Origin of the sequence: Enterobacter cloacae complex sp. IR5418 (genome assembly GCF_049238105.1) — a bacterium.
Taxonomy (GTDB): domain Bacteria; phylum Pseudomonadota; class Gammaproteobacteria; order Enterobacterales; family Enterobacteriaceae; genus Enterobacter; species Enterobacter hormaechei.
Genome location: NZ_JBMKHS010000003.1, coordinates 199,455 through 226,069, shown reverse-complemented (window position 1 = coordinate 226,069; position 26,615 = coordinate 199,455). Strand labels below are relative to the sequence as shown.

The 26,615-nt window shown below is 54.8% G+C and carries 24 protein-coding genes and 1 pseudogene; 17 read left to right on the top strand and 8 right to left on the bottom strand.

The genetic code is table 11. From position 1 onward, the window contains the following. Nucleotides 1-93: 93 nt before the first annotated feature. From panB to ACOTX7_RS04295, 10 genes and pseudogenes are all read left to right on the top strand, one after another. Nucleotides 94-885 carry a 3-methyl-2-oxobutanoate hydroxymethyltransferase gene (gene panB, locus ACOTX7_RS04340; protein WP_221256934.1) on the top strand — a complete coding sequence of 264 codons (792 nt, stop codon included), beginning with the start codon at nucleotides 94-96 and terminating at the stop codon, nucleotides 883-885. Between the two features lie 11 nt (nucleotides 886-896). Further along, a complete protein-coding gene (panC, locus tag ACOTX7_RS04335) occupies nucleotides 897-1,748 on the top strand; it encodes a pantoate--beta-alanine ligase (RefSeq protein ID WP_205922243.1) in 852 nt (283 codons plus the stop codon). Nucleotides 1,749-1,780: 32 nt separating this feature from the next. After that, nucleotides 1,781-2,161: an aspartate 1-decarboxylase gene (gene panD, locus ACOTX7_RS04330; RefSeq protein WP_006810068.1), complete on the top strand. Its 381-nt coding sequence runs from the start codon at nucleotides 1,781-1,783 to the stop codon at nucleotides 2,159-2,161. 481 nt (nucleotides 2,162-2,642) lie between these two features. Further along, the gene (locus tag ACOTX7_RS04325) at nucleotides 2,643-3,227 is read left to right on the top strand and encodes a fimbrial protein (protein ID WP_205924840.1); all 585 of its coding nucleotides are present in this window, start codon (nucleotides 2,643-2,645) and stop codon (nucleotides 3,225-3,227) included. Nucleotides 3,228-3,288: 61 nt separating this feature from the next. After that, the gene (locus ACOTX7_RS04320) at nucleotides 3,289-4,011 is read left to right on the top strand and encodes a fimbrial chaperone (protein ID WP_221812942.1); all 723 of its coding nucleotides are present in this window, start codon (nucleotides 3,289-3,291) and stop codon (nucleotides 4,009-4,011) included. A gap of 58 nt (nucleotides 4,012-4,069) precedes the next feature. Continuing rightward, nucleotides 4,070-6,679 (top strand): annotated as a pseudogene (locus ACOTX7_RS04315) (outer membrane usher protein). Between the two features lie 24 nt (nucleotides 6,680-6,703). Beyond that, nucleotides 6,704-7,273: a fimbrial protein gene (locus ACOTX7_RS04310; protein WP_006810072.1), complete on the top strand. Its 570-nt coding sequence runs from the start codon at nucleotides 6,704-6,706 to the stop codon at nucleotides 7,271-7,273. A 24-nt stretch (nucleotides 7,274-7,297) separates the two neighbouring features. Continuing rightward, the gene (locus ACOTX7_RS04305) at nucleotides 7,298-7,843 is read left to right on the top strand and encodes a fimbrial protein (RefSeq protein WP_407045043.1); all 546 of its coding nucleotides are present in this window, start codon (nucleotides 7,298-7,300) and stop codon (nucleotides 7,841-7,843) included. A gap of 23 nt (nucleotides 7,844-7,866) precedes the next feature. After that, a complete protein-coding gene (locus tag ACOTX7_RS04300) occupies nucleotides 7,867-8,469 on the top strand; it encodes a fimbrial-like protein (protein WP_221812944.1) in 603 nt (200 codons plus the stop codon). Nucleotides 8,470-8,490: 21 nt separating this feature from the next. Further along, the gene (locus tag ACOTX7_RS04295; RefSeq protein WP_221812945.1) at nucleotides 8,491-9,597 is read left to right on the top strand and encodes a fimbrial protein; all 1,107 of its coding nucleotides are present in this window, start codon (nucleotides 8,491-8,493) and stop codon (nucleotides 9,595-9,597) included. A gap of 1 nt (nucleotide 9,598) precedes the next feature. On the opposite strand, the gene ACOTX7_RS04290 is transcribed toward ACOTX7_RS04295, so the two are convergent. The 4 genes from ACOTX7_RS04290 to ACOTX7_RS04275 form a co-directional block, all read right to left on the bottom strand. Next, on the bottom strand, nucleotides 9,599-10,846 hold the full coding sequence (locus ACOTX7_RS04290; RefSeq protein WP_221812946.1) for a polysaccharide deacetylase family protein: 1,248 nt from the start codon (nucleotides 10,844-10,846) through the stop codon (nucleotides 9,599-9,601). Between the two features lie 63 nt (nucleotides 10,847-10,909). After that, nucleotides 10,910-11,350 (bottom strand): PTS sugar transporter subunit IIA, encoded by a 441-nt coding sequence (locus tag ACOTX7_RS04285; RefSeq protein WP_221256932.1) that lies wholly within the window; start codon nucleotides 11,348-11,350, stop codon nucleotides 10,910-10,912. A gap of 105 nt (nucleotides 11,351-11,455) precedes the next feature. Next, nucleotides 11,456-12,226, bottom strand: a complete 771-nt coding sequence (locus tag ACOTX7_RS04280; protein WP_006810078.1) for an ABC transporter permease — start codon at nucleotides 12,224-12,226, stop codon at nucleotides 11,456-11,458. Further along, nucleotides 12,223-13,149: an ABC transporter ATP-binding protein gene (locus ACOTX7_RS04275; protein ID WP_003856300.1), complete on the bottom strand. Its 927-nt coding sequence runs from the start codon at nucleotides 13,147-13,149 to the stop codon at nucleotides 12,223-12,225. The genes ACOTX7_RS04280 and ACOTX7_RS04275 overlap by 4 nt, the downstream gene beginning before the upstream one ends. A 107-nt stretch (nucleotides 13,150-13,256) precedes the next feature. Between ACOTX7_RS04275 and can the strand changes: the two genes are divergently transcribed. Continuing rightward, nucleotides 13,257-13,919, top strand: a complete 663-nt coding sequence (gene can / locus ACOTX7_RS04270; protein WP_221256931.1) for a carbonate dehydratase — start codon at nucleotides 13,257-13,259, stop codon at nucleotides 13,917-13,919. A 64-nt stretch (nucleotides 13,920-13,983) separates the two neighbouring features. Here can and hpt read toward each other — a convergent pair whose 3' ends face one another. Further along, nucleotides 13,984-14,520 (bottom strand): hypoxanthine phosphoribosyltransferase, encoded by a 537-nt coding sequence (gene hpt, locus ACOTX7_RS04265; protein WP_003856303.1) that lies wholly within the window; start codon nucleotides 14,518-14,520, stop codon nucleotides 13,984-13,986. Between the two features lie 205 nt (nucleotides 14,521-14,725). On the opposite strand from hpt, the gene ACOTX7_RS04260 reads away from it, so the two are divergent. Beyond that, nucleotides 14,726-17,116 carry a glucose/quinate/shikimate family membrane-bound PQQ-dependent dehydrogenase gene (locus ACOTX7_RS04260; protein WP_006810080.1) on the top strand — a complete coding sequence of 797 codons (2,391 nt, stop codon included), beginning with the start codon at nucleotides 14,726-14,728 and terminating at the stop codon, nucleotides 17,114-17,116. An 85-nt stretch (nucleotides 17,117-17,201) separates the two neighbouring features. Here the strand turns inward: ACOTX7_RS04260 and cueO are convergent, their stop codons facing one another. Next, entirely contained in the window at nucleotides 17,202-18,761 is a 1,560-nt protein-coding gene (gene cueO / locus ACOTX7_RS04255; RefSeq protein WP_221256930.1) for a multicopper oxidase CueO, read from the bottom strand. 145 nt (nucleotides 18,762-18,906) lie between these two features. Between cueO and ACOTX7_RS04250 the strand changes: the two genes are divergently transcribed. From ACOTX7_RS04250 to speD, 3 genes are all read left to right on the top strand, one after another. Beyond that, nucleotides 18,907-19,254: a YacC family pilotin-like protein gene (locus ACOTX7_RS04250; protein ID WP_003856306.1), complete on the top strand. Its 348-nt coding sequence runs from the start codon at nucleotides 18,907-18,909 to the stop codon at nucleotides 19,252-19,254. Between the two features lie 101 nt (nucleotides 19,255-19,355). Further along, complete coding sequence (gene speE / locus ACOTX7_RS04245) at nucleotides 19,356-20,225, top strand: polyamine aminopropyltransferase (protein ID WP_221256929.1); 870 nt, start codon at nucleotides 19,356-19,358, stop codon at nucleotides 20,223-20,225. Next, entirely contained in the window at nucleotides 20,226-21,020 is a 795-nt protein-coding gene (gene speD / locus ACOTX7_RS04240; protein WP_006810084.1) for an adenosylmethionine decarboxylase, read from the top strand. 30 nt (nucleotides 21,021-21,050) lie between these two features. Here the strand turns inward: speD and yacL are convergent, their stop codons facing one another. Next, nucleotides 21,051-21,413 carry a protein YacL gene (gene yacL / locus ACOTX7_RS04235; RefSeq protein ID WP_003856309.1) on the bottom strand — a complete coding sequence of 121 codons (363 nt, stop codon included), beginning with the start codon at nucleotides 21,411-21,413 and terminating at the stop codon, nucleotides 21,051-21,053. Nucleotides 21,414-21,598: 185 nt separating this feature from the next. Then, entirely contained in the window at nucleotides 21,599-24,196 is a 2,598-nt protein-coding gene (gene acnB / locus ACOTX7_RS04230; RefSeq protein ID WP_048339481.1) for a bifunctional aconitate hydratase 2/2-methylisocitrate dehydratase, read from the bottom strand. A gap of 569 nt (nucleotides 24,197-24,765) precedes the next feature. On the opposite strand from acnB, the gene ACOTX7_RS04225 reads away from it, so the two are divergent. Beyond that, complete coding sequence (locus tag ACOTX7_RS04225; protein WP_213826302.1) at nucleotides 24,766-24,945, top strand: hypothetical protein; 180 nt, start codon at nucleotides 24,766-24,768, stop codon at nucleotides 24,943-24,945. A gap of 142 nt (nucleotides 24,946-25,087) precedes the next feature. Continuing rightward, entirely contained in the window at nucleotides 25,088-26,605 is a 1,518-nt protein-coding gene (locus tag ACOTX7_RS04220) for a DUF3300 domain-containing protein (RefSeq protein WP_421626050.1), read from the top strand. The last annotated feature ends 10 nt before the right edge of the window (nucleotides 26,606-26,615 follow it).

Genomic DNA, 26,615 nt, shown 5'->3' with positions numbered 1-26,615 from the left:
ATTTGTGGTTAATCGATTGCCTAAAATCATTGTTCCCTCGAATGTTACTGTTAGAATGCGCAAAGATTCGCTTTTGGGTCATCAGGAAACAGTATGAAACCAACCACCATCTCCTTATTGCAGAAATGCAAACAGGAAAAAAAACGCTTCGCCACTATCACCGCGTATGACTACAGCTTCGCAAAACTGTTTGCCGAAGAAGGGATCAACGTCATGCTGGTCGGAGATTCGTTAGGGATGACGGTACAAGGACATGATTCCACTCTGCCGGTCACGGTCGAGGATATTGCTTACCACACCCGCGCCGTGCGCCGGGGTGCCCCCGCCTGCCTGCTGCTTTCCGATCTGCCGTTTATGGCCTACGCCACCCCGGAACAGGCCTTCGAAAATGCGGCGACAGTGATGCGCGCCGGTGCCAATATGGTCAAAATCGAAGGCGGCGCCTGGCTGGTCGATACGGTGAAAATGCTCACCGAGCGCGCCGTGCCGGTTTGTGGCCATTTGGGCCTGACGCCGCAGTCTGTCAACATCTTTGGCGGCTACAAGGTTCAGGGACGCGGCGATGCGGCGCAGGCCCTGTTTGATGATGCCGTGGCGCTGGAAGCCGCAGGCGCGCAGCTGCTGGTGCTGGAGTGCGTGCCGGTTGAACTGGCCAGGCGTATCACGGAGGCGCTGTCGATTCCGGTGATCGGCATCGGCGCAGGCAACGTCACCGATGGCCAGATCCTGGTCATGCACGACGCCTTCGGGATCACCGGCGGGCACATTCCAAAATTCGCCAAAAATTTCCTGACAGAAGCAGGCGACATGCGTGCTGCTGTGCGGCAGTATATTGCCGAGGTTGAGTCCGGCGTCTATCCGGGCGAAGAACACAGTTTCCATTAAGGAGTCTCGTTGTGCTAATCATTGAAACCCTGCCGCTGCTCCGCCAGCATATTCGTCGCGCGCGTCAGGAAGGTAAACGTATCGCCCTGGTCCCAACCATGGGCAATCTGCATGACGGCCATATGAAGCTGGTCGATGAGGCGCGTGCGCGGGCAGATATCGTGGTGGTGAGTATCTTCGTTAACCCAATGCAGTTTGACCGCGCCGACGATCTGGCACGCTATCCGCGCACCCTCCAGGAAGATTGCGAGAAGCTCAAAAAACGTCATGCGGATATCGTCTTCGCACCTGCCCCGGCGGATATCTACCCGCAGGGCACCGACGAAGCCACCTTCGTTGACGTTCCGGGCATTTCCACCATGCTGGAAGGAGCAAGTCGTCCAGGCCATTTCCGCGGCGTTTCCACCATCGTCAGCAAGTTGTTTAACCTGGTGCAACCGGACATCGCCTGCTTTGGCGAGAAAGATTTCCAGCAGCTGGCGCTGATCCGCAAAATGGTTGCCGACATGGGCTACGACATTGAGATCGTCGGCGTGCCGATTGTACGTGCGAAAGACGGTCTGGCGCTTAGCTCCCGAAACGGCTATCTCACCGCCGAGCAGCGTAAGATCGCGCCGGGCTTAAGCAAGGTGATGAACGCCATGGCCGAACAGCTTCTGGCGAAAGCGTTAAGCGCCGAAGAGATCGTCGCTCTGGCGGAACAGTCGCTGAACGACAACGGCTTGCGCGCTGATGATATTCAAATTCGTGATGCGGATACGCTGCTTGAACTCACGGAGTCCAGCAAACGCGCGGTGATTCTGGTGGCGGCATGGCTCGGTCAGGCACGCCTTATTGATAATAAAGTCGTTGAGCTGGTGTAGTTCTTCACTCTTGAAAATTGAAGGTAAACGTAATGATTCGCAAAATGCTGCAAGGTAAGCTTCACCGTGTGAAAGTCACCCAGGCCGACCTGCACTATGAAGGCTCCTGCGCGATAGATCAGGATTTTCTCGACGCGGCGGGTATTCTTGAAAACGAAGCCATTGATATCTGGAATGTAAACAACGGCAAACGCTTCTCAACGTATGCGATCGCCGCCGAGCGCGGATCGAAAATCATCTCTGTCAATGGCGCTGCGGCGCACTGCGCAGATGTAGGTGATATCGTGATTATTGCCAGCTTTGTCATGATGTCTGATGAGGAAGCGCGCCGCTGGCAGCCGAAAGTCGCCTACTTCGAAGGTGATAACGACATGAAACGCACCGCGAAAGCCATTCCGGTTCAGGTAGCCTGATCCTCACCTTTCAGGGCTGTAAACCTTACAGCCCTTTCCCCTTCTCTCTCATATTCCATACATATAAATTATATCTCACAGAAATATTTCATTATCAATTTTACACCATTGAAATAATTTCGCTTGCAATAAAGGGACATTGCCCTGACAATTTTCACCCCTTAATTTCACCCCCCAAAGAGAAACCTTTATCACGCCCATAATATATTCACCGCAAAACTGAAATATAATTATACATTCTCAAGCATTATTAAACGCAAATCTTATTCAGTGTCTTAACCATCTGATTTCACTTACATAAAATATAATATTATTCAAAAGATATAGTTTTGCTTAATGACAACCTAATAAAAACTAAATATTAAACGCCGATAAAATAATATTATCATTAGTCTGTTCTATGAATTCACAGAACAAATATTTAGCGGCAAATCAAATATTTTTTTATAAATGGATGTTTAACATGTTTAACATGTTTAACATGTTTAACAAAACGATTTTAGCTACTGCTGTGGCGGTTATGGCAATGGGTTCTGTTTCGGCCATGGCTGCTGACGTTGGCGTGATTACTTTTGATGGTGCGGTCACCGATACCACCTGCGTAATCACCACCAACAACGGCGTTGATGCCAACAACGTCACCGTAACCCTGCCAGTTGTTAAAAAAGCTGACGTGGAAAAAACCACCGTTGACGCAGGCGTGGGTTCTAAGGAGTTTGAACTGCACCTGAGCAAATGCCCGGATACCGTGAAAAAGGCCTCCGCCGTATTTACCTCCCAGCAGTTCGCAGACCTGTCAAACGGTACGCTGAAAACTGACCCAACCGTGGCTGGCGCGGCTAACAACGTCAGCCTGGCGCTGTTCAACAACACCGCAGCCCTGACCGACCGTATCAAAGTGGGCCAGCCGGGCACAGCAACACAGACTGTGGACATTACCGCAGGCGAAGGCACCCTGGCTTACCGCGTTGCGTACGTACCGAGCGCAGACTGGAAGTCAGGCACCAATGACATCACTTCCGGTAAAGTCAGCAGCAACGCAACCTTCACCATGGTCTACCCGTAATCGTTTGATTAATACATGCGCTCACGGATGAGGTGGGCGCATTTTTTGTTTAAGGATAAATATGATGCGCCCCATTAAAACGTGTTTCACCGCGCTTATGTTAAGTGCGGCTTTTTGCGTTTCCCATTCAGCCTTTGCCGATATTGTTATCTCCGGCACCCGCGTTATTTACCCGCAGTCGGCAAAAGACGTGACGGTAAAAATGGAAAACCGCGGTAATAAACCCTTATTAGTTCAGACATGGCTGGATGATGGCCGTGACACCGCTAACCCGCAGGAAATAAAGCTGCCGTTTATCGTCACGCCGCCGGTTTCCCGCGTTGACGCGGCAAAAGGCCAGACGGTACGTATTACCTATCTTGGTCAGCCTTTGCCCGCCGACAGAGAAACAATGTACTGGTTTAACGTGCTGGAAGTACCACCAAAAAGCAAAGACGTTGATGCGCAGAATATGCTGCAACTGGCATTCCGCACGCGTATCAAAATGTTTCATCGCCCTGACGGCCTGAAAGGCGAACCGGCAGTCGCGGCTGGCCAGCTGAAATGGTCCCAGCAAGGCAGCACCCTGACGGCGCGTAACGACTCTCCGTTCTATGTCTCGATAGCGAGAATGGACGCCACGATCGGCGGCAAGAAAGTTGAGATTGAGCCGCACTACGTTTCGCCGTTTGCCACCCAGAGCTACAGCGTAAAAGAAGCTGCATCAGCGCGAATTTCCAAAGTCACCTACATCTCAATCAATGATTATGGTGGCTCTGAAAACCACGACGCAAACGTGAATTGATCGCCATACCAACAAAAATTGACGTTCAACTTTTAGCCGCTAACGGATTAGTGATTGTATGTTATTTCGCCGCTCATTACTTTGTCTTGCCATCTGCACGGCCCTACAGACTACAGCTTATGCCGCTGAAGCCCCGGCTGCGCCATCTTCAGAGAGCGAAGAGGTCGAATTCAACGATCAGTTTTTGTTCAATACCGGAACAAGCATTGATGTTAGCCGCTTTTCCCGGGGCAACCCGGTGGTGCCCGGCACGTTTAAAACGCAGGTCACCCTTAACGGACAGAAAAAGCTGCTGACCGATTTCACCTTTAAAGATAACGGTACGCCGCGCGCTACCCCGTGTTTTACGGCGAAACTGTTGCTACAGGCAGGCGTAAAAGAAGCGCGTCTGAAAGAGGTGACAAGCGAGGAGAGTTTCGACGATCGCGCACAGGAGAGCTGCCTTACGCTCGACAAGGCTCTGCCGGGGTCGTCCTAGGACTACGATCCGGGCACCCAGGAGCTTAGCCTCAGCGTGCCGCAAATTTATATCGATCGCCGCCCCGGCGGTTATGTCGATCCTTCCCTTTGGGATGATGGCATAACCGCGGGCATGCTCTCTTACGATCTTAACGCCTGGCACAGCGTAGGTTCCAGCGGCTCAGAAGACACCGTCTACGCGGGGCTGAAGTATGGTCTGAATCTGGGCCCCTGGCGTTTGCGCTCGCGCGGAATGCTCGACTGGGATCAGGACGACGGTACCGACTATTCCAGCCAGGAAGTTTACCTACAGCGAGACATCACGGCGCTTCGCGCACAGATGCTGGTTGGCGACTCTTACACCCGCGGTGAGACCTTTAACTCGTTCAGCCTGCGTGGTCTGCGCATGTATAACGACGACCGTATGCTGCCGGGCGGGATTTCTACCTACGCGCCAACCATACGCGGCGTGGCAAACAGCAACGCCAAGGTCACCGTCACCCAGGGCGGAAACAAAATCTATGAAAGCACGGTACCACCGGGCGCGTTTGAGATCGACGATCTCAGCACCACCGGCTACGGCAGCGATCTGATCGTTACCATTGAAGAGTCTGATGGTAGCAAGCGCACCTTCTCGGTGCCCTACTCGTCCGTCAGCCAGATGCTGCGCCCGGGCTATAGCCGCTGGGATATCGGTGTGGGCGAACTGCACGATACCGGCATGCGGGATAAACCGCGCGTCGGCTACCTGACGGGCTACTACGGCCTGAGCAGCCTGTTTACCGGCTATGCGGGTATGCAATATATGGACACCGGCTACTGGTCTGGCTTGCTCGGTCTGGCGATGAATACCCGTATCGGTGCCTTTGCGCTGGATGTCACCCACTCCGATGCGGATGTGGATGGCATTGGCAAGCTGAAAGGCCAGAGCTACCGTCTCTCCTGGAGTAAGTTGCTGGAAGATACCAACACCTCGTTTAACGTCGCGGCCTACCGCTTCTCAACGGAAGACTTCCTGACGCTGAACGACGCCGCATCGCTGGCGGAAGATGTGAAGTATCGCGATACCGAACGTAACCCGGGCGACACCGGCGAAGATGTGTATAACCACTTCCAGCGTATGAAGAACCAGGTCCAGCTCAACGTCAGCCAGCCGGTTCGCGTTGGAGAGGAGGATTACGGCTCGCTGTACGCCACCGGAAGCTGGCAGGACTACTGGACAGAGTCCAGCTCCTCTTCACAGTTCTCCGTCGGCTACAACAACAGCTTCTGGCTGGGCAGCTACAGCGTTTCCCTTCAGCGAACCTACGATGAGTACGGTGAAAAGAATGACAGCATCTATCTCAGCCTGACGATCCCGCTGGAAAATCTGCTGGGCCATAACAAACGTCCGGGTGGATTCTCGACGGTGTCGGCCAACATGAACTCGGACTTCAAAGACAGTACTTCTTTTAACACCAGCGCGAATGGTAACACCGACGATTACCGCTTCAGCTACAGCGTCAACACCAGCACCAGCCGGGCAAACAGCGGCGATCTTAACCAGATCGGCGGTTACGGTAACTATAACAGCCCGTATGGCCCGCTCAGCCTGTCGGCCTCCGCCTCTGACGACAACAGCCGTCAGTACTCCCTGAGCTACAGCGGCGGCATGCTGGTGCATTCCGGCGGTATTACGCTGGCACCGGGAAGCATTGGCGATACCGACACGCTGGCGCTGGTCAGCGCACCGGGCGCCAAAGGCGCTCACCTGACCGTGGGTGACGGCGTCATTGGTAGCTCCGGCTACGCCATCATGCCGTATCTCTCCGCCTACCGTGAAAACACGGTCGGGATTGATATCTCTCAGCTTGAGTCCGACGTCGAGGTGAAAAGCACCAGTACAGTGGCGGTGCCGCGCAGCGGCGCGGTTCTGCGCGTGGATTTCGAAACCTATCAGGGGCGTTCGTTGCTGCTCGATCTGCATCGTTCCGACAACAGTTTTATTCCGCTCGGAGCGGACGTGCTTAATGAACAGGGTCAGTCGGTGGGTTCCGTCGGACAGGCGGGCCAGGCCTACGTGCGCGGCGTTGAAGACAGCGGCACGTTACGCGTGGTGTGGGGCAACGAGGTGAACAACGCCTGCACCGTCACCTACCGGATTACGGCATCGGCACAGAAAGTGGGGCTGACAACCATGCTCACCAACCAGACATGTCAGATGCAATGATTTTTTAACAGGGAGTTAATTTGAATGAAGAAAATGATGTTACTGACGCCGCTCAGCACCCTGCTGGTGCTGGCGCTGAGCTCACAGGCGATGGCCGCAAGCCTTGACGTCACGTTCACGGCAACGCTGCGTGAAACCACCTGCGACATGAAAATCGAGGGCGGCACCGGTGATGGAAACAATAATACCATTCCCATTGGTACTGGCGGTAAAACCAGTCTGGCAGATATCGTCAGCGGCTCGGATGCGGCAAGTACCACGTTCAAGCTGAAGATTGTTAATTGCCCGGCCAGCCTGGCGAAGCTGAAAACCACGGTAACAGGCTCAGCATCCGGGTATGTTAAAGCAGGCATTGTCAATGCGGCCACCACTTCCCCTGCGGATTACATGGCAGTGACCGTTGCGCGTGTTTCCGCGCCAGATGCGCCGTTTGAAGTTAACTCTACCGATGACAGCAAACGTCTGGTCTGGACGACGGCAGAAATCAGCAGCAAAGAAGTACCGCTGGTGGCGCGTCTGGTTGAGACCCAGGCTGGGAAAGCCACGACCGGTAACTTTAGCGCCATCGCTACTTTTAACTTTACTTACGAATAAGCGGAAGGATACGCAATGATGAAAATGAAACCGTCCACCCTGATTGCGCTGGCCGTTTCCGCGGGGTTGTTCTCTGGTGTTGCCAGCGCCATTACCGGTACCAGCAGCGTGAAGGCGACATTTACCTCTACCATTGAGGCCGGTACCTGTACCGCGCAAATTCAGGACGCAAGCAGTAAGGCCATTTCCACGCTGCCCTTTGGTGATGTCTTCAAATCAGACCTGGTTGCACAAAGCCGCAGCGAGCCCTTCAAGATCGCGTTTTCCGGTTGCGCAGGCGTGAAAACGGCCACCGTGACGGTACAAAAAAAATCCTGTTCCGGTGCGAATGCTGACGGTGACTCCTTCGCAGCGGGTAATGCCACGGCATTCGAAGTATGGAAAGGGACAGCGGGCAGCGGCACCCTTTTAAGCTGTAACACGCCGACGAACCAAAAGGTGACCATCAGCAGCGGAGCGGCGAAGCTCGATTTAGCGGCGCGCATTGTGTTAGCCAAAGGTCAAACGATTGATAAAGTCACGACGGGTAACGTCAGCGTGCCGGTCACTTTCGTTGTGACCTACCAGTAACACAATACAGGGGCAGAACAGCCATGTTGCACAACCATCAAAAGGTGCTAAGAAGATTCACCGTCCTGGCCGCACTGCTAACCTGGTATTGGTCTGCCCCATGCCTGTCCGCTGAGACAGGCATGGATATTACACTCAATGCCAACATTGTCGAAAACACCTGCCAGGTGTCGATCCCTGACGACGGTCAGGTGCATTTACCGACGGTGAGTAAATCCTGGTTTTATAACCCGGACGGCAGCAACCGCCTGATGCCGACAGACGCCGCCTCCGGCACGCTTTTTAAGGTCCGGGTGGAAAGCTGCGGGGATGACGGCGCGAGCGTGCAAAAACTGAATTTCAGCTTCCAGCCGCAAAGCAAACAGTGGCCGACCACAAGCCGCCAGGTGTTTATCAATGAAACGCCCGTCGCCGAAGGGGGCGCGGAGAATACCGGCGTGGTGATTTTTTCGAAAGCTTTAAATACCAACGTCCTCAATGCCGACGGCACCTCCAGCGTGGTGCTGGATGCCGGAACGGACAGCTGGGCGAAAGACTATCAGTTCTACGCGCGCTTGCAGAACACCGGCACGGTTAAGGCCGGGAAAGTCACCAGCCGCGTCGTTGTCGATGCGACGTACAACTAGAGTAAAAGGGAAAAGATACTCATGAAACAAAAAGGACAAATAGATGTAATTGCCCTGACAAAGCTCCTCGTTGGGGCGTTGTGCCTGGTGCAAAGCTATGCCTATGCCAATGAATGCCATTTTGGCGCAGAAGGTGAAGGCGGCACCTCCACCATTATCAACGGCACCTCAAGCACGCCGGTCTATTTCATAGAGCAGCTACAGTTTGACCACCCCAATGTTATAGAAATTGGCGGGCCTTACGAGGCAAAGCTGACTCCTCCTCTCTGGTCTGAGTGTGACCCAGGTGGTGATGGCAAAGGGATGGAGAATATTACCTATGACTCTTTCGGTGAGGATGTGGCGAAATGGCCCACCAACATACCAGGGATTTATTATGCCGTTCGCGTCTATAGCAATAATAACCCCGGAGCCTGGTTTAAGACGACCAACGGTAAATGGGCATCGCTGGGCGTTCAGGCGCCAAACGAAAGTAAAGACTGGAAGATCCAGATCAAGCTTTATCAGACCCAGGAATTTAGCGGTAACCTGAACTACAGCACAAAAATCACCCCGCAGGCATCGAAGCGGATCGGCGGTATGTCGATTGGCAATCACACTGACAGCGACAACCTGCCCTGGTGGTTTGAGGTCACGACGGCCAGCTTCAGCATTCCCGTTTCGGCATCAACCTGCCAAACGGCAATGGTGAATAACGGCTCTAATACCGTCGATTTTGGCGAAGTGATGGCCTCCGATATCAGGGATACGTCCTTTTTCCCACGAAAGTATTTCAGCCTTCAACTCAGGGGCTGTAATAACGTGACGGCTATTCAGTATAAGGTGACGTCCAAAACGGCTGACGGGACCGGCGCGTACATCCCCAATTCGCTGACATCGTCAGATGCGGCGACAGGCGTCGTCGCCGGGTTTTCGAAGATATTCATTACTAACCCTCCGAATGGTGGAGACATCAATGACCCGGCGTTTGTGTACGTGCCCTTATACGGCGAAGGTGGCAGTTACGTTTCAGGGACCAACTCAAGCATCGATCTGCCGTTCGAGGCATGGATGGGCAGGGACTGGGCTACTCCCGTTAAGCCAGGCAATTACCGGGGCATCGCCACCTTCACCATAAACTATTTATGATTCACCCCTGCGGCTGATTGCTGATCAGCCGCGACATGGTCTCCAGCGAATCCGTTCTTAAGATATACAGACGTTTCAGTAAGAACGGATTATCCCCCGGCTTCACCTTCCCTTTCACCGTTGTCACCGCCAGATGAAAACCGGCATCATTGGCCGCCTTTATCGCTTTATTGTCATACCCGCCGAACGGGTACGAAACATAGAGCACGCGCGGATTAAACTGCGCCAGCGCCCGGCGTGAGCGTTCAAAATCGAACAGGATCACGTGATAGCTGCGGCTCAATAAGATAGGGTGTTTATACCCATCCACACGATGCAGGAAGTGGGTGTGAGACTGAATGTCGAACACATCCTGAATGGCCTTGATTTCCTGAACGCTCATAAACTGTAGCGATTTCGGGTCCCACTTCTGAGGGTGGCCTTTGATTCGTGACGAAATGATAAACGCCGTCGCATTGAAGCCATACTCTTTCAGCACCGGATACGCGTAGCGGCTCACCGACTTCAGGCCGTCGTCAAAGGTAATCACCACCGCCTTCGCGGGCAGGTTCATTTTATTACGCACGTAGCCTTCCAGCTGGTACATCGTCAGCGTGGTGTAACCCTGATCGCGAAGCCAGGTCATCTGGTTGCTGAACGCGCGCACGCTGGTGGTCGTGGAGGTATGACGAAAACGGGTGTTCTCTTCATCACGCAGGATATGGTGGTAGGTCAGCACCGGGATGCCGTTATCTTCCTGGGCATCCAGGCTGCTGATCCACGCCAGGCGGTTACCGATGCGGATCTGATACCAGGTCTGGTTCAGGCGGTCTTTCAGCTTATTCAGAATCGGATAACGCAGGTTGGCGCTCAGGGTGCCAAACGGCGCACTTCCGCTGCTGGGGGCGTTATACACCGGGGTATCTTTCCAGGTGATGAGGTTTTGATTACTGAGCGGCTTGTTCAGATCGCCCAGGCTATCCTCTACGCGCTGCTTACCCTGCACTTTCTCAAGGTGGTCTTTATCAATAAAACCGGTCCCGAACCCGAAGCGAAATTCATAGTAATCCGCCGCGGCCGGAAAGACGGCAAGGATCTGCCCGGCGCGGACATTGCCCACGTTCACGACGGCATTTCCCACCTGCGCCCAGATGGCCGCATCTTCAGTGGTTTGCATATATTGGGCAGGAAGGCCTTGCTCACTGGTCAGGCTGGCAGACGCTCCACCGGAAACCAGTAGCAGAAGGATAAAGATAAGGCGCATGAGCATGGGATATAAATCGACACGGAAAATCAGTCGCCATTGTAGCAAAAGCGACATCAATACCAATGTTTAATGCTTATACAGATCGTGAAGCAGGACGAAAGGCGGGTTCTTCTGCTGCTGGTGCCACAGGCTGCTCACGCCCGGCGCACCCTGCGCCACAATGGCGTGACGAAACTCAGCGCTGCTTAACGTTGTCCGCAGCGGATACATCGCTTCAAGTAATGGCAGGCTGATACCGGAGATCACTTCGCAGTTATCGTGCTTATGGCTCATTAACGCCGCTGAACGGTAAGGCGCCGCGCCCGATCTGTCGGTAAGAAAAATCACGCCGTCGCCGGTGTCGATTTCATGCAGCGCGTCGCACATCATCCGGCTGAGCATATTGGTACTCAGTCCTCGCCAGTAATTTACCGCACGACATTGCGCCAGAGGGCCAAACTTGGCCTCCAGCTTCAGGAACATTTCCTGTGCCTCTTCATCGTGGCAGGTGATAACCCATCCCAGCATAACGTCTCTCCTTAGCAGGCGAGTAGTTTACCCGGGTGAAGGTTAGTTTACGGTGATAACTGTCAAAGAAAGTGCCCGGCAGACAGAACGTCGCCGGGCTGAAGTTTAGCTACGCAGCCCACGTCCACGCTGGATCAGATACCAGCACAGCAGATAGAACGCCACGATAAATACCGCCAGCACCACAACGGTGGTGAACAGCGGGACATCGGTAATGCCGAGGAAACCAAAGCGGAAACCGCTGATCATATAGACAATGGGGTTCAGGTGCGACAGCGCCTGCCAGAACGGCGGCAGCAGCGTCAGGGAGTAAAACACCCCGCCCAGATAGGTCAGCGGCGTCAGCACGAAGGTCGGGATCAGGCTGATGTCATCGAACGTTTTGGCGAACACCGCATTCAGCAGACCGGCCAGTGAGAACAGGATCGCCGTCAGCAATAATGTAAGCGCCACGAACAGCCACGAATGCACCTGGAACGGGACGAAGAACAGCGAAATCGCCGTCACCAGGATCCCCACGCAGAGACCGCGCGCCACGCCGCCGCCCACGTAACCGGCGATGATGACGTGCGTCGGCACTGGCGCCACCAGCAGCTCTTCAATGTTGCGCTGGAACTTGGCGCTGAAGAACGACGAGGCCACGTTAGCATAGGCATTGGTGATCACCGCCATCATGATCAGGCCCGGCACGATAAACTGCATATAGGTGAAACCGTGCATCTCACCGATGCGGGAACCAATCAGATTACCGAAAATGATGAAATAGAGCGTCATGGTGATCACCGGCGGCACCAGGGTTTGCACCCAGATGCGCATAAAGCGGTTAATCTCTTTCGCCCAGATGCTTTTCAGCGCGACCCAGTAAAGATGCGTCATGCCTTGTCTCCTTGTTTATCGTGCACCAGAGAGACAAACAGCTCTTCCAGTCGGTTCGCTTTGTTACGCATACTTAATACCTGAATGCCCTGCGCGCTCAGCTGAGAAAACACGCTGTTGATCCCCTGCTCGCGCAGCACTTCCACTTCCAGCGTCGAGGTATCGACCAGGCGATAGTTATACCCCTCCAGCTTCGGCAGGGCGCTTTTCGCCGCCAGATCGAGGATAAAGGTCTCTGATTTCAGCTTCGAGAGCAGATTTTTCATCGAGGTGTTTTCCACCAGCTCACCATGCTGAATGATGCCGATATTGCGGCACAGCATTTCCGCCTCTTCCAGGTAGTGCGTGGTCAGAATGATTGTCGTCCCTTTATCATTCAGATCCTTCAGGAAGCCCCACATGGAACGACGCAGTTCAATATCCACGCCCGCGGTCGGTTCATCGAGGATGAGCAGCTTTGGCTCATGCATCAGCGCACGGGCAATCATCAGGCGGCGTTTCATCCCCCCGGATAACATCCGCGCACGCTCGTTACGTTTTTCCCACAGGTCGAGCTGTTTCAGGTACTTTTCGCTGCGCTCAAGCGCCTCTTTGCGCTCAACGCCATAGTAACCCGCCTGGTTAACAACAATCTGCTGCACCGTCTCGAACGGGTTGAAGTTGAACTCCTGCGGCACCAGCCCCAGCTGGCGCTTGGCGTTCACCACATCTTTTTGCAGATCGTAGCCAAACACGCTGACGCGGCCCGAGGTTTTGTTGACCAGCGAGCTAATGATCCCGATGGTGGTGGATTTCCCCGCCCCGTTCGGCCCCAGAAGCGCGTAGAAATCTCCCGCTTCGACTTTAAGATCTATCCCGCGCAGCGCCTGAACGCCCCCCGGGTAGGTTTTTTTGAGCTGTTCAAGCTCCAGTGCAATCGCCATGAATTCAACTTACCTTAAGTTCTGACACACGTTGTGTAGTTTCATTAAAAGTCGGGTTACCCTATAGTAGCGCAACGCAATCACTTGGTTACAGGTCGCTAACCTCCATGAACGACATAGATACACTCATCAGCAACAATGCACTATGGTCAAAAATGCTGGTGGAGGAAGACCCCGGATTTTTTGGAAAACTCGCACAGGCGCAGAATCCGCGCTTTCTCTGGATTGGATGTTCCGACAGCCGCGTCCCCGCCGAACGTCTGACCGGTCTTGAACCGGGCGAACTGTTTGTTCACCGCAATGTGGCTAACCTGGTTATTCATACCGATCTCAACTGCCTTTCGGTTGTTCAGTATGCCGTTGACGTTCTGGAGGTTGAGCACATCATTATTTGTGGCCACTACGGCTGCGGCGGCGTACAGGCGGCGGTCGAAAATACAGAGCTGGGGTTAATCGATAACTGGCTGCTGCACATCCGTGATATCTGGTTCAAACATAGCTCACTGCTGGGCGAAATGCCGCAGGAGCGCCGTCTCGACACGCTGTGTGAGCTGAATGTGATGGAGCAGGTGTATAACCTGGGCCACTCTACCATTATGCAGTCGGCATGGAAACGCGGGCAAAAGGTCTCTATCCACGGCTGGGCGTACGGTATTCACGACGGCCTGCTGCGCAATCTGGAAGTGACTGCCACCAACCGCGAAACGCTGGAACAGCGTTACCGCTCGGGAATTGCCAACCTCAAGCTTAAACACGTTAACCATAGATAACAAAGCCGGGGGTTTTCACCCTCTCCCAGTGGGAGAGGGCTGGGGTGAGGGCATCAGCCCGCAATTATTCGTCCAGAATCACTACTTTCCCAACATACGGCAAATGACGATAACGTTGCGCGTAATCAATGCCGTAACCCACCACGAATTCGTCCGGGATGGAGAAACCCACGAACTCCACCGGCACCTGCACTTCACGGCGCTCAGGCTTATCCAGCAGGGTACAAATCGCCAGTGATTTTGGTTCACGCAGGCTCAGGATCTCACGCACTTTTGAGAGAGTGTTGCCGGAGTCGATGATGTCCTCAACGATCAACACATCTTTGCCACGAATATCTTCATCCAGATCTTTCAGGATTTTCACATCACGGGTTGTGGACATGCCGCTGCCGTAGCTGGAGGCGGTCATAAAATCGACCTCGTGTGGCACCTGCACCTCACGGCACAGGTCTGCCATGAACATGAAAGAGCCACGCAACAGACCGACCAGCACCATCTCGCTGCCGCTGTCCTTGTAATGTTCGGTGATTTGACGACCCAGTTCGGCGATACGCGCTTTGATCTCGGCTTCCGGGATCATCACTTCAACAGTATGTTTCATATTACTAACCAAATGATTTTAGTGAAAATCTCTCAATGCGGATGACTCTCGCTCCGGCATCGATACGCAAGCCAGCCATTATACCAGCAAATGGATAACCCTGGCGTATGAGTTATAAAAGCAATATTTGTGATTCCGATCACAGTTGTTAATACCTATAATTAATTGCTAGCAAATAATTAACAAAACTGACGAGTACTTTTCTATGGCTGAAACAAAAACTAAACAGCCGCGTCTACTGGTGACATTAACAGCCGCGTTTGCCGCATTCTGCGCGCTGTATTTGTTAATCGGTGGCGTATGGCTGGTCGCTATTGGCGGCTCCTGGTACTACCCGATTGCGGGTCTGGTTATGGTTGGCGTAACCATCCTGCTCTTACGCAGAAAACAATCTGCTTTGTGGCTGTACGCAGCGTTACTGCTCGCAACCATGATCTGGGGCGTCTGGGAAGTCGGGTTCGACTTCTGGGCATTGACGCCGCGCAGCGACATTCTGGTCTTCTTCGGTATCTGGCTGATCCTGCCGTTTGTCTGGCGTCGTCTGATCGTCCCTTCCAGCGGTGCCGTGGCCGGTCTGCTCGTTGCCCTGCTGATTAGCGGCGGCATCCTGACCTGGGCCGGATTCAACGATCCACAGGAGATCCACGGTACGCTGAACACAGAAGCCACGCCAGCTGCGGCTATCTCGCAGGTGGCTGACGGCGACTGGCCAGCCTATGGTCGTAATCAGGAAGGTCAACGTTACTCGCCGCTGAAGCAGATCAACGCGGACAACGTGAAAAACCTGAAAGAAGCCTGGGTATTCCGTACCGGCGACCTGAAGATGCCAAACGATCCGGGTGAGCTGACCAACGAAGTGACCCCGATTAAAGTGGGCAACATGCTCTACCTGTGTACGGCGCACCAGCGTCTGTTCGCGCTCGACGCGGCCACCGGTAAAGAGAAATGGCACTTTGATCCACAGCTGAACTCTAACCCATCGTTCCAGCACATCACCTGCCGTGGCGTCTCTTACCACGAAGCGCGTGCCGATAATGCCAGCCCGGACGTCATTGCCGACTGCCCTCGCCGCATTATGCTGCCAGTGAACGATGGTCGCCTGTTTGCCATCAACGCGGAGACCGGCAAGCTGTGCGAAACCTTCGCCAACAAAGGCATCCTGAATCTTCAGACCAACATGCCGGACACCACGCCGGGTCTGTATGAGCCGACCTCCCCGCCAATCATCACCGATAAAACCATCGTGATTGCCGGTTCGGTAACGGATAACTTCTCTACCCGTGAAACCTCCGGCGTTATCCGTGGTTTCGACGTGAACACCGGTAAACTGCTGTGGGCCTTCGACCCGGGCGCGAAAGATCCCAACGCGATCCCATCGGATGAACACACCTTTACCTTCAACTCGCCGAACTCCTGGGCACCTGCCGCGTATGACGCGAAGCTGGACCTGGTTTACCTGCCGATGGGCGTGACCACGCCGGATATCTGGGGCGGTAACCGTACGCCAGAGCAGGAACGTTACGCCAGCGCCATCGTGGCGCTGAACGCAACGACCGGTAAACTGGCATGGAGCTACCAGACCGTTCACCACGATCTGTGGGATATGGATATGCCGTCCCAGCCGACGCTGGCGGACATTACCGTCAACGGCAAAACCGTTCCGGTGATTTACGCCCCGGCGAAAACCGGCAACATCTTCGTTCTTGATCGCAGCAACGGTAAGCTGGTTGTTCCAGCGCCGGAAAAACCGGTTCCGCAGGGCGCGGCCAAAGGCGACTACGTCAGCAAAACGCAGCCGTTCTCTGACCTGAGCTTCCGTCCGAAGAAAGATCTCAGCGGCGCAGACATGTGGGGTGCCACCATGTTTGACCAGCTGGTGTGCCGCGTGATGTTCCACCAGCTGCGCTACGAAGGGATTTTCACTCCGCCATCAGAGCAGGGTACGCTGGTCTTCCCGGGTAACCTGGGGATGTTCGAATGGGGTGGGATCTCCGTTGACCCTAACCGTCAGGTCGCCATCGCTAACCCAATGGCGCTGCCGTTCGTGTCCCGTCTGATCCCACGCGGTCCGGGTAACCCAATGGAGCAGCCGAAAGACGCGAAAGGCAGCGGTACCGAAGCCGGTATCCAGCCGCAGTATGGCGTGCCTTACGGCGTGACCCTGAATCCGTTCCTCTCTCCGTTCGGCCTGCCGTGTAAACAGCCTGCCTGGGGTTATATCTCCGGTCTGGATCTGAAGACCAACAAGATCGTCTGGAAGAAACGTATTGGTACGCCACAGGACAGCATGCCGTTCCCGATGCCGGTTCCGGTGCCGTTCAATATGGGTATGCCAATGCTGGGTGGCCCAATCTCCACCGCCGGTAACGTGCTGTTCATCGCGGCAACCGCAGATAACTACCTGCGCGCGTACAACATGACCAACGGTGAGAAGCTGTGGCAAGGCCGTCTGCCTGCCGGTGGACAGGCAACGCCGATGACCTATGAAGTGAATGGCAAGCAGTACGTTGTCATCTCTGCGGGTGGTCACGGTTCGTTTGGCACGAAGATGGGCGACTATATTGTCGCGTATGCGTTACCTGACGAAAACAAGTAACTGAAAAGCCCGGTGGCGCTAACGCTTACCGGGCCTACAGGTGCCCTATGCAGGCCGGGTAAGGCGAAGCCGCCACCCGGCTTTTTTATACGGTAAAGCCCAGCATCATCCCCGTATCTTCGTGCTCCAGCAGATGACAGTGGGCCATATAGGCAAACTCTTTCGGCGCCTCGTGGTCGAACTTCACCAGCACCTCGCTGACGCCGCCTTCCACCCTCACCGTATCTTTCCAGCCTACGCGATGCGCGTCCGGCGCTTTACCGTTTTCAGAAAGAATGCGGAACTGCGTGCCGTGGATATGGAACGGGTGCAGCATCATGTCGCCTTCGCCTGAAATCACCCAGCGCTCGAACTGCCCCTTCGTGGCGGCAAACATCGGGGTAGTCATATCAAACGCTTTACCGTTGATGCGGTTGGCATTGTGGAAATCAAACCCATGACCGCCGTGATCCATGCCGCCCATTTTGCCGTGGTCCATATTCATATGGCCCATCATCTGTCCGTGGTGCATTCCCGCCATGGCCTGATTGCCGTACTTCTTCATCAGTGCCTGCATGCCCATCATGTCGAGCATAGGATCCATGGAGAGCTGAAGTTTACGCTGCGTAAGCCCATCCAGCGACGGGCGTGCTGGCAGCGTGGTGAGGGTGTCCGGCAGCGTACAAGAGGCGGTGATCTGTAGCGGCTGAATGCGCAACACCGGATGCGGTTTATCAAACGGCGCAACGGCCATCCCCATCTGGCTGACCGGCAGGGTCACCAGGTCAAACGCTTTGCCGTCACTGATGTCCACCAGCACCTCGAAGCGCTCGCCCATCAGCATCGGCAGCTCGCTCACTTTTACCGGCTCCGGCAGCAGACCGCCGTCGCTTGCCACCACGTAAAGCGGGCGTTTATCGCTGGTGGCAAAGTTCAGCGAGCGGGCATTACAGCCGTTAAGCAGGCGTAAGCGCAGCCAGCCTTTTGGCGCGGCATGCTGCGGGTAGATCGCGCCGTTGGTCAGTAGCGTATCGCCAAACCAGCCCACCGCCGCGCTCATAACGTCCAGCTGATAGTCAATTTGCCCGTCAGCGCCGAATTTTTTGTCCTGCACAATCACCGGGATATCGTCGATTCCCCACTGTTTCGGCAGGCGCAGCAGGCGGCTTTCATCGTCTTCAATCAGCACCAGACCGGCCAGCCCCATCGCGACCTGATGGCCCGTTTTGCCATGTTGATGCGGGTGGAACCAGCAGGTCGCCGCACGCTGGTCAGGGGTAAAGGTTACGCTGCGTTTACCGCCAGGCTTGATGATGCCCTGAGGCCCCCCATCCACTTCGCCCGGGACTTCCAGACCATGCCAGTGCAGCGTGGTCTCTTCCGCAAGCGTGTTATGAATGTCTACCGTCACCGCCTTCCCTTTGCGTAACTGCAACGCCGGGCCGAGCAGGTTACCGTTATAACCCCACGTTGTCGCAGCGTGCTGACCAAACGTGGTTTTACCGGCCTGCACCACAAGCTGAATGCGGCTGCGGGCATCTGCGGCGAGTAATTCAGGAATGGGTAAAGCCGGTCTGTCGGCGGCAAAAACGGCGCGGCTCCAGAGTGGTAACGCGCTGGCAACCCCCAGCGCGGCAGAATATTTCAAAAAATCACGACGTTGCATGTGCATTTCCTTATTTCCAGCAGGCGATCTTTTGAGCATAAACCCTCCCCTTACCGGAAGGTCAAGCACGGCGGCAATAATAAAGATCGTCGGCCTGGCATCAAGTATGCTAACGTTAATTTTCCGTGATGCAGTGGTAAAGGCAATGAAGACGTTTTTCAGAACAATTTTGTTCGCCAGCCTGATGGCGATGTGTGCGAACAGTTATGCGCTAAGTGAAAACGAAGCGGAAGATATGGCCGATTTAACGGCAGTTTTTGTTTTTCTGAAGAACGATTGTGGTTACCAGAATTTACCCAATGGGCAAATTCGTCGCGCACTGGTCTTTTTTGCCCAGCAGAACCAATGGGACCTCAGCAACTACGACAGCTTCGACATGAAGGCGCTCGGTGAAGACAGCTACCGTGATTTAAGCGGTATTGGAATTCCCACTGCTAAAAAATGCAAAGCGCTGGCTCGCGATTCACTCAGCCTGCTCGCCTACGTGAAGTAACCTTCCCGACGCCCCTTGTTGACCCGCTAACCGCTTCACGGCGGTTTTGTGTTGCGCCCATCTGCCGGATGTAATGGATGTTAATGAAGGAGGTGCTCCCCATGACCGATAAAACGGTATGGCAAGAAACGCTGCATGACCAGTTTGGTCAGTATTTTGCCGTGGATAACGTGCTTTATCATGAAAAAACCGATCATCAGGATTTGATCATCTTCGAAAACGCTGCCTTTGGCCGCGTAATGGCGCTGGACGGCGTGGTGCAAACCACCGAGCGCGACGAGTTTATCTATCATGAAATGATGACCCACGTTCCGCTGCTGGCCCACGGCCACGCGAAGCACGTGCTGATTATCGGTGGCGGCGACGGCGCGATGCTGCGTGAAGTCTCCCGCCATCAGAATGTCGAAACCATCACCATGGTGGAAATCGATGCCGGGGTGGTGTCATTCTGCCGCCAGTATCTGCCCAACCACAATGCCGGCAGCTATGACGATCCGCGTTTTAATCTGGTTATCGACGATGGCGTTAATTTTGTTAACCAGACCACGCAAACGTTTGATGTCATTATCTCTGACTGTACCGACCCTATCGGTCCGGGCGCGTCGCTGTTTACCTCGTCGTTTTACGAAGGCTGCAAGCGCTGCCTAAATCCAGGCGGGATTTTTGTGGCGCAAAACGGTGTCTGCTTCCTGCAACAGGATGAAGCGCTTGATAGCCACCGTAAGCTGAGCACCTATTTTACTGACGTCAGCTTCTATCAGGCGGCGATCCCCACGTACTACGGCGGGATCATGACCTTTGCCTGGGCGACGGATAATGACGTTCTGCGCCATCTCTCCGCCGAAATTATCCAGGCCCGCTTCCATCAGGCCGGGCTTCAGTGCCGGTACTACAATCCGGCGATCCACACCGCAGCCTTCGCGTTGCCTCAATATCTGCAAGACGCGCTGTCCTCAAAGGAGGTGAACTAATTGAAAAAGCTTAAACTGCATGGCTTTAACAATCTGACCAAAAGCCTGAGTTTTTGTATTTACGATATCTGCTACGCCAAAACAGCAGAAGAGCGCGATGGTTACATCGCCTATATCGATGAACTCTACAACGCCAACCGTCTGACCGAGATCCTGTCAGAGACCTGCTCAATTATCGGCGCGAACATCCTGAATATCGCGCGCCAGGATTATGAACCTCAGGGTGCGAGCGTCACCATTCTGGTGAGCGAAGAGCCGGTTGATCCGAAGCTTATCGACAAAACCGAGCACCCCGGCCCGCTGCCGGAAGTGGTTGTCGCCCACCTGGATAAAAGCCATATCTGCGTGCACACCTACCCGGAAAGCCACCCGGAAGGCGGGCTGTGTACTTTCCGCGCGGATATTGAAGTGTCGACCTGCGGCGTGATTTCCCCGCTGAACGCGCTGAACTATTTAATCCACCAGCTGGAATCGGACATAGTCACTATTGATTATCGCGTGCGCGGTTTTACCCGTGATATCAACGGGATGAAGCACTTCATTGATCATGAGATCAACTCCATTCAGAACTTCATGTCTGAGGACATGAAATCGCTGTACGACATGATGGATGTGAACGTCTATCAGGAGAATATCTTCCATACCAAGATGATGCTTAAAGAGTTCGATCTTAAGCACTATATGTTCCACACCAGGCCGGAAGATTTAAGTGAAGAGGAGCGTAAGGTCATTACCGACCTGCTCTGGAAAGAGATGCGCGAAATCTACTACGGCCGCAATATTCCGACCGTGTAAACGTGACCCGGAGCAGGGACGCTTCGGGAGTTACTTCTGTTTCATAAAGTCGCGGTAGGCGTTCACCACGCTCAGGAAGTCTTCCACGCCGCACAGCGACAGGCTCTCTTCGTCGTAGTAGCTCATCCCCTCTTCCATCTCATCACCCGAGAACTCAAGCTGGTTGGCGCGTACCATCACCTCTTCGCCATCCATCCACAGGGTATACTCATGCCCGGCGCGCTGCCAGGATCGTTCACTGCCTTTCACCGTTTCCGCCGCCTGTTCAACTTCATCCAGCAGCGCGAGGTTCTCTTTCACCTCTTCGTTAAACCAGTGTCCAACGGCTTCGTGGCCCATCGACATACGCACTTTCACCACACCGGTGATGTCGCGCAGAAATTCGTAATCCATAGCGTTTTCCTCTGCAAAGCCATTAGGGTAATTATCGCAGCAGAGAGGAAGAAAAAAAGCGGGAGAGGCGGGAGGAATGAAAATAAAAAAAGAATCACCCCTCACCCTGCCCCTCTCCCCAAAGGGGAGAGGGAATATAACCCCCTCTCCCCTTTGGGGAGAGGGTTAGGGTGAGGGGTCGTTTTTTATACCGCGGTCTGGAAGATCACCCCGTCGGCCTTCTCGGTGTACTGAGAGAGCTGGTCGAAGTTCAGATAGCGATAGGTATCCACCGCCGTCTTATCTACCTGAGCCACAAAGGTCTGGTACTCTTCCGGCGTTGGCAGTTTGCCAATCAGCGCCGCAACCGCTGCCAGCTCCGCAGAGGCCAGGTAGACGTTCGCCCCGGTACCTAAACGGTTCGGGAAGTTACGGGTAGAAGTGGACACCACCGTCGCACCGTCGGCCACGCGCGCCTGGTTACCCATGCACAGGGAGCAGCCAGGGATTTCGATACGCGCCCCGCTCTTACCAAACACGCTGTAGTAACCCTCTTCCGTCAGCTGCGCCGCATCCATACGGGTTGGCGGTGCCACCCACAGACGGGTCGGCAGCTGGCCTTTGTGCGTATCCAGCAGCTTACCGGCAGCACGGAAGTGGCCGATGTTGGTCATGCAGGAGCCGATGAACACTTCGTCGATCTTATCGCCCTGCACGTCAGAGAGCAGACGCGCATCGTCCGGATCGTTCGGCGCACACAGGATTGGCTCTTTGATATCCGCCAGATCGATCTCAATTACCGCCGCGTACTCTGCGTCAGCATCGGCTTCCAGCAGCTGCGGATCCGCCAGCCATTTTTCCATGCCCTGGATACGACGCTCCAGCGTACGGCGGTCACCGTAGCCTTCCGCAATCATCCACTTCAGCAGCACGATGTTGGAGGTCAGATACTCAATAATCGGCTCTTTGTTCAGCTTGATGGTACAGCCCGCCGCAGAACGCTCGGCGGAGGCATCGGTCAGCTCGAACGCCTGTTCCACTTTCAGATCCGGCAGACCTTCAATTTCCAGGATACGGCCAGAGAAGATGTTTTTCTTGCCTTTCTTCTCAACGGTCAGCAGACCCTGTTTGATGGCATACAGCGGGATCGCGTGCACCAGATCGCGCAGGGTAATGCCCGGCTGCATTTTGCCTTTGAAGCGCACCAGGACGGATTCCGGCATGTCCAGCGGCATCACGCCAGTCGCCGCAGCAAACGCCACCAGACCGGAGCCCGCCGGGAAGGAGATCCCAATCGGGAAACGGGTATGGGAGTCACCGCCGGTACCTACGGTATCCGGCAGCAGCATGCGGTTCAGCCAGGAGTGGATCACGCCGTCGCCCGGACGCAGGGATACGCCGCCACGGTTCATGATGAAGTCTGGCAGCGTGTGGTGCGTGGTGACGTCAACCGGCTTCGGATACGCCGCGGTGTGGCAGAAGGACTGCATCACCAGGTCAGACGAGAAGCCCAGGCACGCCAGGTCTTTCAGTTCGTCACGGGTCATTGGGCCAGTGGTGTCCTGAGATCCCACGGAGGTCATTTTCGGTTCGCAGTACGCCCCAGGACGGATACCGGCGACGCCGCAGGCGCGACCCACCATTTTCTGTGCCAGCGAGAAGCCGCGATTGCTTTCCGCCACATCTTTCGCCTGACGGAACACGTCACTGTGTGGCAGGCCCAGCGCTTCACGCGCTTTGGTGGTCAGGCCACGGCCGATGATCAACGGGATACGGCCACCGGCACGCACTTCGTCGATCAGCACGTCGGTTTTCAGCTCGAAGCTTGCCAGCAGTTCGTTGGTTTCGTGGTTGCGCACTTCGCCTTTATACGGGTAGACGTCAATCACGTCGCCCATGTTCAGGTTGCTCACGTCCACTTCGATCGGCAGCGCGCCCGCATCTTCCATGGTGTTGAAGAAGATTGGCGCAATTTTACCGCCGAGGCACAGACCGCCGCCGCGCTTGTTCGGCACGTGTGGAATGTCGTCGCCCATGAACCACAGCACGGAGTTGGTGGCAGACTTACGGGAAGAGCCAGTACCGACAACGTCACCTACGTAAGCCAGCGGGAAGCCTTTTTGTTGCAGGGCTTCGATCTGTTTGATCGGGCCAACGCTGCCCGGCTGATCCGGCTCAATGCCTTCACGGGCGTTTTTCAGCATCGCCAGGGCGTGCAGAGGGATATCCGGGCGAGACCACGCATCCGGTGCCGGAGAGAGGTCGTCGGTGTTGGTTTCACCGGTCACCTTAAAGACGGTCACGGTGATTTTTTCCGCCAGCGCCGGGCGGTTCAGGAACCATTCAGCATCAGCCCAGGACTGCATCACCTGCTTCGCGTATACGTTGCCCGCTTTGGCTTTTTCTTCTACATCATAGAAGTTATCGAACATCAGCAGCGTGGAAGAGAGCGCTTTAGCGGCAATCGGTGCCAGCTTGTCGTTATCCAGCGCGTCAATCAGCGGATGAATGTTGTAACCACCCTGCATGGTGCCGAGCAGTTCAATGGCTTTTTCAGGAGTAACCAGTGGGGAGGTGGCTTCGCCTTTGGCGATAGCAGCAAGGAATCCGGCTTTTACGTAGGCAGCTTCATCTACGCCAGGCGGTACGCGGTTGATCAACAGATCTAACAGGAATTCTTCTTCGCCCTCAGGCGGGTTCTTCAGCAGCTCGACGAGCGCGGCCATTTGGGTTGCATCTAAAGGTTTGGGTACAATTCCCTCGGCGGCACGTTCTGCTACGTGCTTACGGTATTCTTCTAGCACGACGGTTCTCCTCGCTCTCATTGTCATATGCGGCGGGCGTTCTCTTCACGCTCCTGTGAGACAGCAGTTTGTAGGGTAAATGCCCGATACCGCGTCGGGCAGCATAGCAGGATTTCTGCACAGTGTTAATCTGTTTACAAAAAAGCAACATTAAAAAATTTGCTGAATCGTTAAGCATGGTGTAGCGGGGAAACGAGACGAATTTCAGGGACAAAAAAACCGCCTGATAGCGGTTTATTTGTTGCCTTGCGGTGGTAGCACACCGGGTTGGCAGATTTGCGGCAACACCAACGTGAAATATTGTGCATCACCGCCAGTTAGCTTGCAAGCCACTATCACGCTTTTGCGTAGCGCCTTCCCATTCCGTATGAAAGCCCATGTAATTGCATTTTTTGCCTTCTTCAGAACCATTGAATTGACTATTCTTCTCCGCGGCCTGCTTCGCTGGTGTAGCAACCAGTCACCGGGCCCGGGAGCAGTTCCGTAACCTACGCGGCAACACCAACTTGCCTGGTTCTGCCTTTCCCGGTGAAGAATGAACCCGCGTAGCCTGTACAGGAACGCACGCAATGGAGATGCGAATCACTGCGCTGATCGTTGTGACCGGTTTACTGCTAACCGCGCTGCACGGTGGCTGGAACATATCCGACATCACGGTGCTGTTTGTTGTTAACCTCGGCAACTCGCTGCTGGCCGCTCGCAAGAGCGGCCTTCTGAATCCCCAGCGGTTTTTACCGCATCGCATATAATTGTGTAATAAATGCACACACTCTTTATCCGGACGTACCAGACGCTTCCCAATAAAAGTCAAAACAGTAAAAGACGGGTGATTGATACTCACGCCAACCGTAACGCCTCACGGCACAGCGCTTGTCTCGTTGGAGTCATTTTATGAAGTTGCCCTTTAAGCCACATTTGCTTGTCCTTCTGTGCAGTGCCGGGCTGTTTGCCGCCTCTGGCGTGATGTTTGTCAAAAGCCGTGCAACGGAGCCCGTTGCACCGGCCCCTATTGCACAACAACCGGCTACGCCTTCTGCGGCACAGCCCGCCCCAGTCGTCACGCCAACTTATACTGCGGCGCAAATCGATCAGTGGGTTGCTCCCATCACGCTCTACCCGGATGCCCTGCTGTCGCAGATCTTAATGGCGTCCACCTATCCGTCTAACGTTATCCAGGCAGCACAGTGGTCCAAAGACAACCCTAAAATGGAAGGAGACGCTGCGATTCAGACCGTTGCCAGCCAGCCCTGGGATCCCAGCGTAAAATCGCTGGTCGCGTTCCCTCAGCTGATGTCGCTGATGGGTGAAAACCCGCCGTGGGTACAAAATCTGGGCGATGCGTTTCTCGCACAGCCGAAGGACGTGATGGATTCGGTGCAACGCTTGCGCCTGCTGGCACAACAAACCGGTGCGCTGCAATCCACCCCGCAGCAGACGGTGACCACCGTAACGAAGCCCGCACCGGCAAAAACAACATCAACAACGGCATCGGAAACTACCAGCAATCCGACGGTCATTAAGATTGAATCCGCCGATCCGCAGGTGGTTTACGTTCCCACCTATAACCCGAATACGGTTTACGGTACATGGCCCAACACCACTTACCCCCCAGTGTATCTGCCGCCCTCCCCCGGCGAGCAATTCACCGACAGCCTGGTCAAAGGTTTAGGTTTCAGCCTCGGGGTCGCAACAACCTACGCCATCTTCAGCAATATCGACTGGGATGATGACGATGACTGGGATCATCACCATGATGACTGGGATAATCGCGGCGGCTATAACCACAACGGTGACAACAACATCAATATTAACGTTGATAACTTCAACAGAATCAGCGGGCAGCATCTCACCGATATCAATCGCACCTGGCAGCACAATCCGGCCTATCGTGAGGGCGTTCCATACCCGAATAACCAGCTGGCTAACCGTTTCCACTCCACAAATACCGCCACCGGCCTGAGCGCAACGCAGCAAAAGCCGGTTAATCGCGACAGCCAGCGCCAGGCCGCGCTCAGCCAGATGGAGAAATCAACGGGGAAAACTCTCCCGCACACAGGCTCGCGGGATGCTCAGCGTCTGGCCTCAACGCAACAGCTGAAGCAGATTTCGCAGCGCAATAATTACCGTGGGTATGACACCAGGCCGCAGACCGTAAAACGCGCGAGTACGCCGCAGCGTGAACATCAACAGACTGCCGTACACAGACAGGAGAAGCGGGTTTCACAGACGGTACAGCAGCCAGCCAGGCTGCATCGGGCCAATGCCCTGAGCGGCAACGACAGCCGCTCCGCGAACTGGCAGGCGCAGCAGCAGCGCGGGGCGCAAAGCCGGCAGCTCGCTACTCGTCAACATCAGCCGCGCCAGCTCACTGGCGAACGCGCTGAACGCCATGAATTCCGTCATCGTTAAGGGAGCCGAC

Bases quoted from the DNA above. Each gene is read 5' to 3' on its own strand.
- panD (WP_006810068.1), top strand. From the start codon at position 1,781: ATGATTCGCAAAATGCTGCAAGGTAAGCTTCACCGTGTGAAAGTCACC.
- hpt (WP_003856303.1), bottom strand. From the start codon at position 14,520: ATGAAACATACTGTTGAAGTGATGATCCCGGAAGCCGAGATCAAAGCG.
- speE (WP_221256929.1), top strand. From the start codon at position 19,356: ATGACCGATAAAACGGTATGGCAAGAAACGCTGCATGACCAGTTTGGT.
- ACOTX7_RS04225 (WP_213826302.1), top strand. From the start codon at position 24,766: ATGGAGATGCGAATCACTGCGCTGATCGTTGTGACCGGTTTACTGCTA.
- ACOTX7_RS04295 (WP_221812945.1), top strand. From the start codon at position 8,491: ATGAAACAAAAAGGACAAATAGATGTAATTGCCCTGACAAAGCTCCTC.
- cueO (WP_221256930.1), bottom strand. From the start codon at position 18,761: ATGCAACGTCGTGATTTTTTGAAATATTCTGCCGCGCTGGGGGTTGCC.
- ACOTX7_RS04250 (WP_003856306.1), top strand. From the start codon at position 18,907: ATGAAGACGTTTTTCAGAACAATTTTGTTCGCCAGCCTGATGGCGATG.
- ACOTX7_RS04300 (WP_221812944.1), top strand. From the start codon at position 7,867: ATGTTGCACAACCATCAAAAGGTGCTAAGAAGATTCACCGTCCTGGCC.
- ACOTX7_RS04320 (WP_221812942.1), top strand. From the start codon at position 3,289: ATGATGCGCCCCATTAAAACGTGTTTCACCGCGCTTATGTTAAGTGCG.
- ACOTX7_RS04275 (WP_003856300.1), bottom strand. From the start codon at position 13,149: ATGGCGATTGCACTGGAGCTTGAACAGCTCAAAAAAACCTACCCGGGG.
- ACOTX7_RS04325 (WP_205924840.1), top strand. From the start codon at position 2,643: ATGTTTAACAAAACGATTTTAGCTACTGCTGTGGCGGTTATGGCAATG.
- yacL (WP_003856309.1), bottom strand. From the start codon at position 21,413: ATGGATTACGAATTTCTGCGCGACATCACCGGTGTGGTGAAAGTGCGT.
- ACOTX7_RS04305 (WP_407045043.1), top strand. From the start codon at position 7,298: ATGAAACCGTCCACCCTGATTGCGCTGGCCGTTTCCGCGGGGTTGTTC.
- ACOTX7_RS04260 (WP_006810080.1), top strand. From the start codon at position 14,726: ATGGCTGAAACAAAAACTAAACAGCCGCGTCTACTGGTGACATTAACA.
- ACOTX7_RS04310 (WP_006810072.1), top strand. From the start codon at position 6,704: ATGAAGAAAATGATGTTACTGACGCCGCTCAGCACCCTGCTGGTGCTG.
- ACOTX7_RS04290 (WP_221812946.1), bottom strand. From the start codon at position 10,846: ATGCTCATGCGCCTTATCTTTATCCTTCTGCTACTGGTTTCCGGTGGA.
- ACOTX7_RS04280 (WP_006810078.1), bottom strand. From the start codon at position 12,226: ATGACGCATCTTTACTGGGTCGCGCTGAAAAGCATCTGGGCGAAAGAG.
- ACOTX7_RS04285 (WP_221256932.1), bottom strand. From the start codon at position 11,350: ATGCTGGGATGGGTTATCACCTGCCACGATGAAGAGGCACAGGAAATG.
- panB (WP_221256934.1), top strand. From the start codon at position 94: ATGAAACCAACCACCATCTCCTTATTGCAGAAATGCAAACAGGAAAAA.
- ACOTX7_RS04220 (WP_421626050.1), top strand. From the start codon at position 25,088: ATGAAGTTGCCCTTTAAGCCACATTTGCTTGTCCTTCTGTGCAGTGCC.
- can (WP_221256931.1), top strand. From the start codon at position 13,257: ATGAACGACATAGATACACTCATCAGCAACAATGCACTATGGTCAAAA.